This is a genomic window from Blattabacterium cuenoti (genome assembly GCF_014251555.1).
Taxonomy (GTDB): domain Bacteria; phylum Bacteroidota; class Bacteroidia; order Flavobacteriales; family Blattabacteriaceae; genus Blattabacterium; species Blattabacterium cuenoti_P.
The window spans coordinates 80,195-95,649 of sequence record NZ_CP059190.1; the positions used below are offsets into that span (position 1 = coordinate 80,195).

Annotated in this window: 16 protein-coding genes; 12 read left to right on the top strand and 4 right to left on the bottom strand. The window is 27.0% G+C overall.

Annotated elements, in window-relative coordinates:
• Position 1: 1 nt before the first annotated feature.
• From H0H68_RS00335 to tsaB, 3 genes are read right to left on the bottom strand one after another with little or no spacing between them, the layout of a single operon-like run.
• Positions 2–1,744, bottom strand: coding sequence for a TrkH family potassium uptake protein (locus H0H68_RS00335; protein ID WP_185853393.1), 1,743 nt, complete (start codon positions 1,742–1,744; stop codon positions 2–4).
• Between the two features lie 5 nt (positions 1,745–1,749).
• Entirely contained in the window at positions 1,750–2,679 is a 930-nt protein-coding gene (hemC, locus tag H0H68_RS00340; RefSeq protein ID WP_185853394.1) for a hydroxymethylbilane synthase, read from the bottom strand.
• 48 nt (positions 2,680–2,727) lie between these two features.
• On the bottom strand, positions 2,728–3,363 hold the full coding sequence (gene tsaB, locus H0H68_RS00345) for a tRNA (adenosine(37)-N6)-threonylcarbamoyltransferase complex dimerization subunit type 1 TsaB (protein WP_185853395.1): 636 nt from the start codon (positions 3,361–3,363) through the stop codon (positions 2,728–2,730).
• 43 nt (positions 3,364–3,406) lie between these two features.
• On the opposite strand from tsaB, the gene nadE reads away from it, so the two are divergent.
• From nadE to cysS, 3 genes are all read left to right on the top strand, one after another.
• The gene (gene nadE, locus H0H68_RS00350) at positions 3,407–4,183 is read left to right on the top strand and encodes an NAD(+) synthase (protein WP_185853396.1); all 777 of its coding nucleotides are present in this window, start codon (positions 3,407–3,409) and stop codon (positions 4,181–4,183) included.
• Between the two features lie 84 nt (positions 4,184–4,267).
• A complete protein-coding gene (gene folE / locus H0H68_RS00355; RefSeq protein WP_185853397.1) occupies positions 4,268–4,945 on the top strand; it encodes a GTP cyclohydrolase I FolE in 678 nt (225 codons plus the stop codon).
• An 8-nt stretch (positions 4,946–4,953) separates the two neighbouring features.
• Complete coding sequence (gene cysS / locus H0H68_RS00360) at positions 4,954–6,423, top strand: cysteine--tRNA ligase (RefSeq protein WP_185853608.1); 1,470 nt, start codon at positions 4,954–4,956, stop codon at positions 6,421–6,423.
• Here cysS and H0H68_RS00365 read toward each other — a convergent pair.
• Positions 6,415–7,560 carry a trans-sulfuration enzyme family protein gene (locus H0H68_RS00365; RefSeq protein ID WP_185853398.1) on the bottom strand — a complete coding sequence of 382 codons (1,146 nt, stop codon included), beginning with the start codon at positions 7,558–7,560 and terminating at the stop codon, positions 6,415–6,417. The genes cysS and H0H68_RS00365 overlap by 9 nt on opposite strands.
• A gap of 152 nt (positions 7,561–7,712) precedes the next feature.
• Here H0H68_RS00365 and atpB point away from each other — a divergent pair, with 152 nt between their 5' ends.
• The 9 genes from atpB to dnaJ all read left to right on the top strand — a co-directional run bounded on the left by atpB (position 7,713) and on the right by dnaJ (position 15,441).
• Complete coding sequence (gene atpB / locus H0H68_RS00370; RefSeq protein ID WP_185853399.1) at positions 7,713–8,774, top strand: F0F1 ATP synthase subunit A; 1,062 nt, start codon at positions 7,713–7,715, stop codon at positions 8,772–8,774.
• Positions 8,775–8,786: 12 nt separating this feature from the next.
• The gene (gene atpE / locus H0H68_RS00375) at positions 8,787–9,014 is read left to right on the top strand and encodes an ATP synthase F0 subunit C (protein ID WP_185853400.1); all 228 of its coding nucleotides are present in this window, start codon (positions 8,787–8,789) and stop codon (positions 9,012–9,014) included.
• 12 nt (positions 9,015–9,026) lie between these two features.
• A complete protein-coding gene (gene atpF / locus H0H68_RS00380) occupies positions 9,027–9,518 on the top strand; it encodes a F0F1 ATP synthase subunit B (protein WP_185853401.1) in 492 nt (163 codons plus the stop codon).
• An 11-nt stretch (positions 9,519–9,529) separates the two neighbouring features.
• Entirely contained in the window at positions 9,530–10,072 is a 543-nt protein-coding gene (gene atpH / locus H0H68_RS00385) for an ATP synthase F1 subunit delta (RefSeq protein ID WP_185853402.1), read from the top strand.
• A 13-nt stretch (positions 10,073–10,085) separates the two neighbouring features.
• Positions 10,086–11,666, top strand: coding sequence for a F0F1 ATP synthase subunit alpha (gene atpA, locus H0H68_RS00390; RefSeq protein WP_185853403.1), 1,581 nt, complete (start codon positions 10,086–10,088; stop codon positions 11,664–11,666).
• 9 nt (positions 11,667–11,675) lie between these two features.
• Positions 11,676–12,566 carry an ATP synthase F1 subunit gamma gene (gene atpG, locus H0H68_RS00395; RefSeq protein ID WP_185853404.1) on the top strand — a complete coding sequence of 297 codons (891 nt, stop codon included), beginning with the start codon at positions 11,676–11,678 and terminating at the stop codon, positions 12,564–12,566.
• A gap of 96 nt (positions 12,567–12,662) precedes the next feature.
• Entirely contained in the window at positions 12,663–13,652 is a 990-nt protein-coding gene (trpS, locus tag H0H68_RS00400; protein WP_185853405.1) for a tryptophan--tRNA ligase, read from the top strand.
• A 109-nt stretch (positions 13,653–13,761) separates the two neighbouring features.
• Positions 13,762–14,310 (top strand): nucleotide exchange factor GrpE, encoded by a 549-nt coding sequence (locus H0H68_RS00405; RefSeq protein ID WP_185853406.1) that lies wholly within the window; start codon positions 13,762–13,764, stop codon positions 14,308–14,310.
• A 12-nt stretch (positions 14,311–14,322) separates the two neighbouring features.
• On the top strand, positions 14,323–15,441 hold the full coding sequence (gene dnaJ, locus H0H68_RS00410; RefSeq protein ID WP_185853407.1) for a molecular chaperone DnaJ: 1,119 nt from the start codon (positions 14,323–14,325) through the stop codon (positions 15,439–15,441).
• Positions 15,442–15,455: the final 14 nt, after the last annotated feature.

Below are 15,455 nucleotides of genomic sequence, written 5' to 3' on the forward strand. Positions count from 1 at the left end.
ATCAATTAATAAGAATATTTCCTTGTGGATACCTATAATAATAATGATAACTAATTTTATTTTTTTTTAATAATCCAATCATCACATTGAATACTCCTATTCTTCCTAATAACATTAAACATATTAAAACTAATTTACTTCCATTTGATAAATTAGAAGTAATTCCTAAAGATAAACCTGCTGTAGAAAAAGCAGAAAAAACTTCAAAAGAAATAGATAAAATATCTTCTTTAGGATCTAAAAAAATAAGAATTAAAATACTTATGTATATTACAATTAATGATAACATAATAATTGAAAAAGCTAAACGAATAGATTCTGAAGAAATTTCTTTTCTTTGTATCTCTAATCTATTTTTTCCTCTAGATAAAGAAATAATATTCATTAAAGCCAATGCAAAGGTGCTTGTCTTAATTCCACCACCAGTAGAAGCTGGAGAAGCTCCTATCCACATTAAGAAAATAGTGAAAAAAATAGTAACTGGCGCTAAACTACTCATGTTTATAACATGAAATCCAGCAGTTCTAGATGTTGCAGAAGAAAAAAATGAAGCGATCCATTTTCCAGAAAAAGAAGAATGTTCTGAAAGAGAAAAATGATATTCACTAATATAGTAAAAAATAGTTCCAAAAAAAAGTAAAAAAAGAGTTGTTATTACAACAATTTGTGTATTTAAAGTCACTACATGTGCAGGATAATGAAAATATTCATCTTTAAAAATTCTATAAAAACATTTTTTTATAGTTAACCATATATATGTAAAAAAATTAAATAAAATATTGAAACCTATTCCCCCCAATATCAATAAACAAGCTATGATTAATTGCAATAAATAATTAAATCTTACAGATTGTGAATATAGTCCTTGACTCATAGTAGAGAAACCACTATTACAAAAAGCAGATACAGAATGAAAAATAGAGAAAAATAGAGGATTATCAGATGTGTTTTTGTCCTTTATTGAAAAATAAATTAATAAAGTTCCTATCGATTCTACTGTTAGAGTAAACAGAACTACTTTTACTGCTAAACTAAGAACGTTACTTGTGGTTTTTGTATTTAAAAAATTACTAACAAAAATGGCTTCTTTAAAAGAAAATCCATCTCTAAAAAAATAACTAAAAAAAGAAGTTATGGTTAAAATTCCTAATCCTCCCAGTTCAACTAAAATAAGTATAATCACTTTTCCTAAATAAGTAAAATCTTTTGCTGTGTCTAATACAACTAATCCTGTAACGCATACTGCGCTGGTAGAAGTAAATAAAGCATCTATAAATGATATTTTTTTGACTGTAGATGCTGGAAGCATTAACAAAAAAGACCCTAATAAAGATAAAAAAACAAAACTTATAATAAATATAAAAGCAGGATTATGTATTTTTACGTATACTATTCGCATAAAATAAGTAATACGAATAAGTATATATAAAATCAAACTAATCAGTAAAGATATTTTTATATCATCTGTAATTTTTCCTTTATTGTATAGGAATACTTTTACAAAAGAAAAAATAAGAAAGATTATTAATATAAAAAAAGATAAAAAGACCATGGATTTATAATCTTTTTTTGAATTTTGATCAAAAAGAACAAAAAGGTGTAAAATACTTATAGTTAATACTATTCCTATAATAATTTCTGCATTAAAAAATCGGAAAGTTTTCCATCCTAAAGAAAAAATTATATAAAGAAATATTATTGGAGTAGCAATTTCTAAAAGATTTCGGAATCTAATTTGAATCATGATTTTTATGAAATATTTTTTTTGATTTCTTCTAATATTTCTCTTCCTCCTTCTTTTAAAATTTCTTCAGCACACTGAAATCCAATCATATCATAATTAGTGCCTATCTTCGTTTTTTTAATTTTATGCATTCCATCTAAACTGAGCAATATTCCAGTAAAATAAATAATTTGATTTTTGACAATGGCATGAGCTCCTATAGGACTTATGCATCCACCTCCTAAAGTTTTTAAAAATTGACGTTCTATATTTGCAGATAATCTAGTTTCTTGATCATCTAATTTTTTAATTAGACAATTAATATTGTCATTTTTTTCAAGAGTAGATACAACAATAACCCCTTGTCCTGGAGAAGGAATCATCCAATCTAAAACTTTACAATTAAAAGATTTAAAATTATTTAATATCCCTAGGCGATCTAAACCTACTTTAGCAAAAATAGAACCTTTCCAAGGATTTTTTTGTAATTTTTTTAATCTAGTATTTATATTTCCCCTTAAATCAATCAGGCTATGATGTGGATAACGATTTTTCCAAAAAGCACCTCTTCTAATACTTCCAGTAGCTATTAGTGCATGAATTTTTGGATTGTATAAAAAATCATTTGACCCTTTATATACTAGTGAATCAAAAAAACTTCCTCTTTTTAAATAAGCAGATAATATAATCCCTTTTGGTAAGTTGATAGGAACATCCTTTAAAGAGTGAATAGCTATATCAATTTTCCCTGAAAGCATAAACTGAGTCAGTTTTCTTGTAAAAACTCCCACATTTTTTAATGTATGAATAGGAACATTTTGAATTAAATCTCCTTCAGATTTTATTTGAAATAAGTGAGAAAAATAACCTTCTTTCTTAAGTAATTTTTGAACTTTTCTTGCTTGAAAAACAGCTAAAGGACTGTTTCGTGTGCCAACTCTAATGATTTTTTTCAAAAAATTATGGATTTAAATCATTGTTATACCATATAAAATTTAACAACTTTATAAATAAAAAGGGATAAATTTTTCAATATCATCGAATTCACTACCACAAAATTTAATGTAAGAAATGAAAGACATGTCGATAGCAGAAGGATAAACTTTAGTAAAAAATCTATTATTATAAAATAATTTTTGATCTATCAAATCAATATCCCCTATGAAATATACTTTTTCATTTTTAGTTAAGCATGTAAAAAAATCATCATGAATTTTTTTTCTAAAAATAGAACTTAATCTTTTTTTTGATTTATTGAATAATGAAGTATAAAATAAATCAGATTTAGCATGTATCATTGGAATCAAAAATCCACTTTTTATATTTATTTTTTGACTCATAACAGTTAAAGTATCTACAGACAATAAAGGAATTCCTAGTGAACTGCATAAACCTTTAGCTGCCGATACTCCGATTCTTAAAGAAGTATACGATCCTGGTCCTTTACTGACACAAACGGATTTCAAATCTTTAAGACGGATTTTAGAAATTTCTGTAGCATATCGTATAAATGTATGTAATTTCTCTGAATGAGAATATTGTTCAAAACACTCTTCGACAGAAATTATACATATTCCATTTTCAGCAATACTTACCGAACAATTTTTAGTAGAAGTTTCTAAATTTAGAATTAAAGACATATAAATTTTAAAATTTTATTTTCTAAAAATTATGAAAACAAATATGAAAACAAAAAAGATAATCAAATATATTGTATCCTGGTTAAAAGAATATGTTCATAAATCTAAATCAAATGGTTTGATAATTGGAATATCTGGAGGAATAGATTCTTCTGTCACTTCTTTTTTAGCATCTATGACAAAATTTCCTACCATGATACTAGAAATGCCTATTTTAGAAAAAAAGAAAAATTTGTTATCAGCAAAACATGCAAAATTTTTGACTAACAAATTTTCAAACGTTTATTATCTAAAAAAAGATTTATCAATTTTATTCACTTCTTTTTGTCATATTATTAATAAAAAAATTAAAAGATCTTCTTTGGCATTAGCTAATGTTCAATCTCGTCTTCGAATGTTGACTTTATACTATTACGCTAACATGAAAAATTATCTTGTTATTGGAACTGGAAACAAGGTAGAAGATTTTGGTGTAGGTTTTTTTACTAAATATGGAGATGGAGGAGTAGATTTACATCCCATAGCCGATTTAACTAAAAGTGAAATTCGTTTGATTGCTAGTGAATTAAATATTGATAATGAAATACAAAAAGCAAAACCAACAGATGGACTTTGGGAAGATCAACGATCGGATGAAGAGCAATTAGGAGCTACTTATGAGGAGTTGGAATGGGCTATGGAAATGATTAAAAAAAAAGATTATAATTTTTTGAAAGAAAAAGAACACGAAATTTTGAAAAAATATCAAATCTTAAATCAAAAGAATAAGCACAAAATGATACTTATTCCTGTTTGCAAAATTCCTTCTTTTCTGAAATAAATAAAAATCAAAAAACATGTGAATGCAACCATACAAAATCCTTTTTGTAACTTTGTCCACTTATCTACGGATTAAGTTCATTTTATGATGGAAGAAAAACAGAAAAAAATTTTAAAAAAAAAAAACATTAATTATATTTTGAATTATTCAATCAATCATGAAAGGTCTTCACAAAAACAGGCTTTTTTGATGAGTGATGAAGAAAAAATTGAAAAAATAGAAAAACATTTTTTTCAGATTATGAAAATATTAGGTTTAGATATGACTGACGATAGTTTACGACGCACTCCCAAACGTGTAGCAAAAATGTTTATTCAAGAAATATTTAGCGGTCTTAATCCAAAAAATACTCCTAAGCCTTCTATTTTTGAAAATAAATATAAGTATAATCAAATGTTGATCGAAAAAAATATAACAGTTTATTCCACTTGTGAACATCATTTTCTTCCTATTGTAGGAAAAGCTCATGTTGGTTATATTTCTAATGGAAAGGTAGTCGGCCTTTCTAAAATTAATAGAATTGTGAATTTTTATGCAAAAAGACCACAAGTTCAAGAACGTTTAACCATCCAAATTGTTGAATCTTTAAAAAAAATGTTAGAGACCCAAGATGTAGCATGTGTGATAGAAGCAAAACACTTATGTGTTAATTCTCGTGGAATTAGAGATATAGATAGTAGGACTGTAACAACCGAACTAGTAGGATCTTTTAAAAACAATTCAGAAATTCGAAGAGAATTTTTACATCACATTGGAATTTAGAAATGGATATGGAAAATCATATGCAAAAGAATTTAAAAATATATAATTCTTTAACAGGTAAAAAAGAATTATTTAAACCTATTCATGAAAAACATGTAGGAATTTATGTTTGTGGTCCTACAGTTTATAATCACTTGCATTTGGGAAATTGTCGTACATTCATATCATTTGATATTGTTTTTCGTTACTTAAAACATTTAGGTTATAAAGTTCGTTATGTTAGAAATATTACTGATGTTGGACATTTAGAAAATGAAGAAAATGATTTAGAAGATAAAATTTCTAAAAGATCTCGCTTGGAAGGACTTGAACCTATGGAAATAGTTCAAAAATATACTCTTTCTTTTCATAATTTATTAAGCATTTTAAATGTTCAGTCTCCAAGCATAGAACCTACAGCAACGGGTCATATCATAGAACAAATAGATATGATTAAAGAATTAATTAAAAAAAATTTAGCATATGAAATAAATGGTTCTGTTTATTTCAATTTAAAAGAATATAAAAAGTTATATTTTTACGGAATTCTTAGCAAGAACAAAATCGATAAACTTTTTAATCAAAAATTAAATTTTTCAGAAGAAAAACGTAATCCACAAGATTTTTCTCTTTGGAAAAGAGCTCATACTAGTCATATTATGAGTTGGAATTCTCCATGGGGAAAAGGATTTCCTGGTTGGCATATAGAATGTACTGCTATGAGCACAAAATATTTGGGAGAAATTTTTGATATTCATGGAGGTGGTATAGATCTAAAATTTCCTCATCACGAATGTGAATTAGCACAAGCTATAGGTGTTTATAACAAAAAATATCTTGCACACTATTGGATGCATACTAATCTGTTAACTTTAAATGGAAAAAAAATGAGTAAATCCACAGGAAATTTTTTAGAATTAAAAGATATCATTCACTCCCACAATAAATTTTGTCAAAAACCTTTTTTTCCTAGTATTATCAGATTTTTCATTTTGCAATCTCATTATAGAAGCGTTATGAATTTTTCAAATCAAGGACTCATGAATGCAGAAAAAGGATATGATAGAATCATGAAAGCTGTCAAAATATTAAAAGATTTCCATCCGAAAACATTAACAAAAAATCATCACATTTTTGATGTGTTTCATTGGATTCAATGTTGTTATAAAGCTATCAATGACGATTTTAATATTCCTCTATTGATTTCTCACTTATTTAAAGCTACTCAGGTTATTAATTTTTTGAATGATATAGAAAAAACCCATGTCAATTTATTGAAAAAATATATGATTTATTTTGTTTTTGATATTCTTGGTCTTCAAGAAAAAGAACAAAAAGCAGAAAAAAATCCTTCTGAAGAAAAATTGAAAATACTTATCGAAAGATTAATCAAATTTCGAACAGAAGCAAGAAAACAAAAAAATTGGATCTTATCAGATAGGATTCGCAAAGAACTATCCCAGATAGGAATTCCATTTCATGACGAAAAATTATTTTAAGGCTTGATCTATATCTTCTATAAGATCTTCTACGTTTTCTATTCCAAGAGATAAACGAATGAGAGAATCCTGTATTCCAGCATTTATTCTAACTTCCAAAGGAGTAGATTTGTGAGTCATAGTGGATGGATGACAAATTAAACTTTTTGTTCCTCCTAAGCTTTCTGCTAGTTTAAACAGTTTAGTCGATGTCACAATTTTCTTTGCTGATTCTATTGTATCATTTTGAAGACTAAAAGAAACAATTCCTCCAAAATATCGTTGTTGTTTTACTGCTATTAAATGATTTTTGTGATGTGATAATCCAGGATAATAAACCTTATCAACGTAGGAACCTTTTTTAGTTTCTAAAAAAGAAGCAACTTGAAATGCATTTTTAGATTGTTTTTGAACACGTAAATACAAAGTTTGACAACCTCTTATTGTTAACCAACAATCAATAGGAGATAAAACTCCTCCAGTAGCATTTTGAATGTATTTCAATTTTTCATATAAATCTGGATCTTTTACTGTAATTAATCCAGCTAATACATCTGAATGTCCTGCCAAATACTTTGTAGCACTATGAATGATTATATCTGCACCTAACTTGAGAGGATTTTGAATAGCAGGAGAAGCAAAAGTATTATCTACTACAATCAATACTTTTGGATTTTTCTTTTTTGATTTTTTACTAATATATTCTATATCAGATATTTTCAAGGTAGGGTTTGTAGGGGTTTCCAACCAAACCAATTTCGTATTATTAGAAATAACTGATATAGTTTTTTCTGCATTAGTTGTATCTACAAACTTAGTATTAAGTCCTAATTTTTTATACAAATTCAATAAACGAAAAGTACCTCCATAAATATCATCTACAGCTACTATTTCATCTCCATATTTTAATAATTTTAAAACAGCATCGACAGATGCTAATCCTGAAGAAAACGCTAAACTCGCATAACCAGATTCTAAATCAGTGATTAAACGTTCCAGAATCTTTCTTGTAGGATTATTTGTTCTTGTGTAATCAAATCCTTTATGAACTCCAGGAGATTCTTGTACATAAGTTGATGTTTGATATATTGGTGTAGAAATAGCACCTGTAAGAGGATCTGATAAAATGTTTTGAATGAGCTTTGTTTCTTCCTTCATTGTAAGTAAATAAATAAAATTTCATAACAATATTGTATGCAAATGTACTCAAAAAATGAAAATACAATTTTTTCAAAAAATTATTTTGAAAAAAACAATACTTTCTTTTGGAAAAAATCTAAATTTGTTTCCTGTTTTTTTATTCTTAACAAATGATTTCAAAAAATTTGTTATTCTTGTTTTTGTCTTTTCTTTTTCTTTTGTATTCTAATACTGAAATTCAAAATGACAAACATCAGGACAGTAAAAATAAAATGGACATAGCTAATACAATTTTTGAGCATGTCAGTGATTCTCATGAATGGCACATTGCTGGTTCTCACAATAATGGCGGAATTGTTTTATTCCTGCCTGTCATTTTGTGGAATCATGGATTAGAAATTTTTTCTTCATCTAAATTATCATGTGAAAAAGTGTTTAAAGGAAAATATGGATATTATAAAATGTTTCAGGGTAAAATATATAATACTAATTCAATTGGAAGATTTCATTTCGATTCAAAAGGAATTCCAATTAATGATAAACCTTGGGATTTTTCTATTACAAAAAATGTGGTTGCTCTTTTAATTTCTTTTTTTCTGTTATGTTATCTCTTTATGCGAATGAAACAGAATTATAAAAATTATCAAATTAAATGGAGTTTAGGTATTTTTTTAGAATTTTTGATTTTGTTTATACGTGATGAAATAGTGATTCCTAATATTGGAGAAAAAAAATACAAAACTTATCTACCTTTTTTGTTAACATCTTTTTTCTTTATATTATTTAATAATTTGATGGGTCTTATTCCAGGATTTCCAAACGTTACTGGAAACATAAATATTACATTTGTTTTGGCTATAAGTACATTTATCATTACCAATATAAATGCAAGCAAAAGTTATTGGAAACATACTTTTTGGATGCCCGGAGTTCCAATAGGAATTCGATTTTTATTAGCTCCTATAGAGTTTATTGGAATTTTCATTAGACCATTAACTTTGTGTATTCGTTTGTTTGCTAATATAACTGCTGGACATATAATTATTTTAAGTTTTATTTGTCTTATTTTTATTTTTAAAAATTTTTTCATAGCCGGTTTTTCCATAATTTTCGGTTTTTTCATTTCTATGTTAGAAATTATGGTAGCCTTTTTGCAAGCTTTTATTTTTACTACTTTATCTTCTTTGCTTATAGGAATGGCTGTCAAAAATTATGAAAGTGAAACGCATTAAAATATTAATCATATGGATATAGATTTAACTTACTCTGGATTAGCAGCTTTAGGATCGGGGCTTGCAGTAGTTGGAGCAGGACTGGGAATTGGAAAAATAGGTAGTTCTGCAATGGATGCTATTGCTAGACAACCTGAAGCTTCAGGAAAAATACAGAATGCAATGATTATTGCAGCTGCACTGATTGAAGGAGCAGCCCTTTTTGGAATAGTTACTACATTGTTAGCCGTATTTAAATAATTTTTTTTAAAGATGGATCTGGTTACACCTTCTGTTGGATTGATTGTTTGGCATACTATAATATTTGTAATCCTCATATTGTTCCTTTCTAAATTTGCTTGGAAGCCGATCATGAATTTTATTGATCAAAGAGAAGAAAAAATTAGAATGTCTATTGAAAAGGCGGATCAAGTGAAAAATGAATTGAAAGATATAGAAAATCAGAAAGAAAAAATATTAAAAGAAACTCGTGTGAAAAGAGATATGATTTTGAAAGAGGCTATTCAAATTAGAGAAAAAATCAAACTAAAAGCAAAAGAAGAAAGTTTGATAGAAAAGAAAAAGATTCTAGAAGAATCAAAAAAAAGTATTCAAATAGAAAGAGAAGCTGCTATTTATAAATTAAAAAATCAAATAGGAGACATTTCTATCCAAATAGCTGAAAAAATATTAATAAAAGAGCTAAATCAAACAAACCAACAAGATAAGTTGATTAAAGAATTAACAGATAAATTATTATATTGATTGATATCAAAATGTTTTCAAGCAAAATAATTAAACATTACGCTAGAGTTTTTTTTGAATTTTCTAATAAAAATGATTTTTTTTATCATAAAGTCAAAAAGGTATTTTCTTTATTGTATCAAAATGTGGATTTAAGTAAGATTCTTTCTACCCCATTATTAAGTTCTAAAAAAAAAATAATAATTTTCAAAAAAATTCTTTATCCTTTTGATATTTTCCTTTTTCAATTTGTAAAACTTTTAATCATACGAAAAAGAGAATCTCTTTTAAGAGAAATTTTTTTAGAATATCAAGAAATATATAAAAAAGAAAAAAAAGGACTTATAAAATGTATTGTTATTTCCGCATTTCCTTTAAGTATAGATATGCAAAAAATAATTACACATAAAATTAAAATGAGTCCTAAGTATCAGAAAAAAAAAATTCACATAATTAATAAAGCTGATCCATCTATCATTGGAGGTTTTTTGTTTCGTATAGGATACGAAGAATGGAATTTTAGCGTTAAAGAGCATTTATTTTGTATTAAAAAATATTTAAAAATTCTTAAATAAAGATTTTATTTTCATGTCAGATTTAAAATATTCTGAAATATCATCGATTCTTAAAGAACAATTATCAAATTTTCAATTTGAATCAAAATTATCTGAATCTGGTATTATTATTCAAGTAGGAGATGGAGTAGCTAGATCTTTTGGTCTCAATTCCGCTTTTTATGGAGAATTAGTAGAATTTCAGACCGGAATTAAAGGCATAGTTTTGAATCTTGAAGAAGATCACGTGAGTATTGTTCTGCTTAGTCCATCAAAAAATATCAAAGAAGGAGATTTAGTTAAAAGAACAGGAAAGATTTTTTCTATAAAAGTCGGTGAAGGCATGTTAGGTCGTGTTATAGATACATTAGGAAATCCTATTGACGGAAAAGGACCTATAGGAGGAAAATTATTTGACATGCCTTTAGAAAGAAAAGCTCCAGGGGTCATTTACAGAGAGCCTGTCAAAGAACCCCTTCAAACTGGTATTAAATTTATAGATTCTATGATTCCCATAGGAAGAGGACAAAGAGAATTGATTATTGGAGACCGACAAACTGGAAAAACAACCATAGCTATTGATGCTATTATCAATCAGAAAAAATTTTATGAGAAAAATCAGACAGTTTATTGTATTTACGTAGCTGTTAGTCAAAAAGGATCTACAATAGCAAGAATTTACAATATATTGCAAGAAAAGGGAGCTATGCCTTACACAGTAATAGTTGCAGCTAAATCTTCTGATCCAGCTCCCATGCAAGTTTTTGCTCCTTTTTCAGGAACTGCTATCGGAGAATATTTTCGTGATACTGGTCGTTCTTCTTTGGTTATATATGATGATCTATCAAAGCAAGCTGTCTCTTATAGAGAAATTTCTTTGTTATTACGACGTCCTCCTGGTCGAGAAGCATATCCGGGAGATGTTTTTTATTTACATTCTCGTCTTTTAGAACGTTCAGCTAAAATCATAAAAGATCAGAAAATGGCTGAAAAAATGAATGACATTCCAGAGTCTATTAAAAAAGAGATCAAAGGAGGAGGATCTTTAACTGCTTTACCTATTATTGAAACTCAATCTGGGGATATATCTTCTTATATTCCGACTAATGTAATTTCCATAACAGATGGACAAATTTTTTTAGAAAAAGATTTATTTCATTCTGGAATTCGTCCCGCAATTAATGAAAGTATATCAGTCTCTCGTGTAGGAGGATCTGCTCAAATTCAATCTATGAGAAAAATATCTGGAACTTTAAAATTAGATCAAGCTCAATTTAGAGAATTGGAATCTTTTTCAAAATTTGGTTCTGAATTAGATCCATCTACTATGGAAATTCTAAAAAAAGGAAAAATCAACATAGAAATATTAAAACAATCTCCTCATTCTCCATATGATATAGCAGATCAAATAGCCATTATTTATGTTGGAACCAAAAATATATTAAAAAATATTCCTATTCATAAAATTTCAGATTTTGAAAAAGAATATCTTTTTTATTTGAAAGAAAAACATGAAGATTTATTAAATTCATTAAGAAATGGAATGCTTGATGATCAAATATCTGGAATTTTGGAAAAAATAGCTTTGGAATTAAGCAATAAATATGTATGCTAAATTTTTTTTATGTCTAATCCAAAAGAGATCAAAAGAAGAATATTATCTATAGAATCAGTTATTAAAACTACGGAGGCTATGAAAATGATCTCTATCGTAAAATTACGAAAAACCAAAGGTTTACTGACGCATATCAAAACTTATTTTGATCATATAGAATTACTTCTTTCAGATTTTTTGTTAACGGAAAAAAAGGAAAATTTTGAAAAAAATAAATATTTTTTAGAAGAAGGAAAAAATAAATTATTTATTGTATTCACTTCTAATCGTGGATTATGCGGTTCTTTTAACTCCCTAATTTTTGAAAAAATTAATTCTTTTTTTCAAAAAAAAAGTTATTCACATAATGAATGCATGTTTTTTTCTATTGGTAAAAAAGGATTCGATTTTTTAGTAAAAAAATATAACATGTATGACAAAAATAACAATTGGATTGATTGTGGGGATGATTTAACTAAAACGAATGAAAAAATCCAACTTTTAACAAAAAAATTAATTTCAAACTTTATTCAAAAAAGATTTTCTTCTATTTATTTGATATATAATAATCTTCTAAAAAAATCATTATTTCAAGAAATAGTTGTAGAAAAATTTCTTCCAATGTCTGTGGATTTGAAAAAAAAGAAAATAGGAATTGATTCTATTTTAGAACCTTCCCAAAAAGAAATATTTAATTATTTAATTCCAAAATTCCTACATGCAAAACTATTAAAAATTTTTTTGAAATCTTCTGCTTCAGAACATACAGCACGTATGATATCTATGCATCAAGCTACAGAAAACGCATCTGACATCAAAAATGATCTAGTATTAAATTATAATAAAGAAAGACAAACTACAATTACTAAAGAAATACTTGAAATCATCAGTGGGTTAGAATCTTTAAATGAAAAAAGATAATCAAGTTTTCGATTGAAAAGTCAATAAATCACTCATTTCAATTAGTTTAGTTGATTAAATTATACATTTGTTTACAACAAACAACTATGGAAAAAAATGTTAACAGGAATTAGAAGTACAGGAACTCCTCATTTAGGAAATATTTTAGGTGTTATAATTCCATCTGTAGACATTGCTAATAGAAATGAAAAAGATTCTTCATTTATATTTATAGCAGATTTACATTCTCTGATTCAAGTAAATAATATAAAAACAATAAGAAATAATACTTATCAAATTGCGGCAGCATGGTTAGCTTTTGGATTGAATACGGAAAATTGTCTTTTTTATAGACAATCTGATGTTTCTGAAGTAACTGAGTTAGCTTGGTATTTCAGTTGTTTTTTTCCTTATCAAAGACTGACATTAGCTCATTCATTTAAAAATGAAATAACAAGAATAGATAAAGGAAAAATTAGTATGGGATTATTTTCTTATCCTATTTTAATGGCTGCTGATATTCTGCTTTATAACGCTAAAATTGTTCCCGTAGGAAAAGATCAATTACAACATATAGAAATAGCTAGACGTATAGCTACTTCTTTTAATAAAAGAATAGGTAAAAAATTATTTGTATTGCCTCATGCTCTTTTGCAAAAAAAAACTATGTCTGTACCTGGAACGGATGGAGACAAAATGAGTAAATCTAAAAAAAATTGGATTAATATTTTTTCTTCAGATGAAATTTTGAAAAAACAAATTATGAGCATTCGTACGGATAGTAAGTCTCTGGAAGAAAAGAAAAATCCGGAAACAGATTATGTAATGTCCTTATACAAATTAATAGCTCCTTTAGACAAAATAGATAAAATGAAAGAGAAATATCTAAAAGGAGGATATGGATATGCTGAGGCCAAAATAGCGTTATATGATCTTATAATTCATAAGTTTTCAACAGAAAGAAAAAAGTTTTTTTCTTTCATGAAAAACAAATCTTTATTAGATCATATTCTTTCTTTGGGTGCTAAAAAAGCGAAAAAGATAGCTAATAATAGGTTGAATGATATCAGAAAATGTTTAAAATTCAACCCTATAAAATTGATTTAATTAAAAAATGTCATAATGACATAATTAAAATTTTGGCAAATCTTTTGCTTTTAGTCCATAGAATTATGTTGAAAATATTTTTATATTATGGATATTAACCTTTTATATTATGGATATTAATCAAAAAAACACTGAAAAACAGTCAGGTTCATCTAACGAAGTCTGTAATGTAGGATCTTGTCAAGAAGAGAAAAAGGATCCATTAAAGAAAGAAATAGAGGTTCTTCAGGAAGAATTAGAAAAAGAAAAAAACAAGTTTTTACGTCTCTTTGCAGAATTCGAAAATTATAAAAAACGTATTCAAAAAGAAAGATTTGATATTTTTAGAGTTGTTCATGAACAAATTTTGATAGATTTAATTCCGATTTTAGATGATTTTGAACGAGGACTTAAAGAGTTGAAAAAATCTAAAGATGAACTTATCGTTAAAGGAATTTCTTTAATACAAGAAAAACTTATTAAAATTTTAAAAGAAAAAGGATTAAATAAAATGAAAATAAAAAAAGGAGATGATTTTAATACAGATTTACACGAGGCTATTTCACAAATTCCGGCTGTTACAGAAGGGTTTAAAGGAAAAATCATAGAAATTATAGAAGCTGGATATATTCTGAAGGAAAAAGTCATACGACATGCTAAAGTCATAACCGGAAAATAAATTTTTATCTTCATGGTGAAAAAAGATTATTACGAAGTATTAGGAGTTTCTAGAAACGCCTCTTCAGAAGAAATTAAAAAAGCTTATCGAAAATTAGCAATAAAATATCATCCAGATAAGAATTTAGATGATAAAAAAAAAGCAGAAGAAAAATTTAAAGAGGCAGCCGAAGCTTACGAGATTTTAAGTAATTCAGAAAAAAGACAACGTTATGATAAATTCGGACATTCTGGGGTAAAAGGAAGCGGTTCTGATTCAGGAATGAATATGGAAGATATTTTTGCAAATTTTGGAGACATTTTCGCTGATGCATTTGGAGAAGGTTTTTCTAGTTTTGGATTTGGAAGATCAAATCGGCATAAAACTATTAAAGGAAGTGATTTGAGAATAAGAGTAAAACTTTCATTAGAAGAAATAGCTAATGGAGTGGAAAAAAAAGTTAAAGTAAGAAGGCTGAAAGTTGCTAAAGGAATCAAATTCAAAAATTGTTCATCTTGCAATGGAACTGGTCAAATTATACGAGTGACCAATACTATTTTAGGAAGAATGCAAACGACTTCTCAATGTTATACATGTTCTGGAACTGGAAAAAATGTTGATAATATCCCTTATGGAGCGAATAAACATGGATTAATTAAAGAAGAAGAATTAGTGAATATTAAAATTCCCGCAGGACTTACAGAAGGAATTCAACTTAAAGTTTCTGAAAAAGGGAATGAGGCTCCATTTGGAGGAATTCCTGGAGATTTAATTGTGTTAATTGAAGAAATTCCTCATCTTCAATTGAAGAGAGAGGGAAGTAATCTTCATTATGATTTATATATCTCTTTCCCAGATGCAATATTGGGAGCTTCAAAAGAAGTTCCGACTATTAATGGAAAAGCAAGAATTAAAATAGATCCAGGTACACAATCAGGAAAAACTCTTAGACTAAAAAACAAAGGATTACCTAATATTGAAGGATATGGACATGGAAGTCTTTTGATTCATGTTAATGTTTGGACTCCAAAGAAAATTAATGAGGAACAAAAAAAATTTTTCGAAAAAATGAGAAAAAATGAAAATTTTCTTCCTCATCCTGATAACTCAGAAAAGTCGTTTTTTGATCGTGTAAGAGAAATGTTTTCTTAAAAAAATTTTTTCTA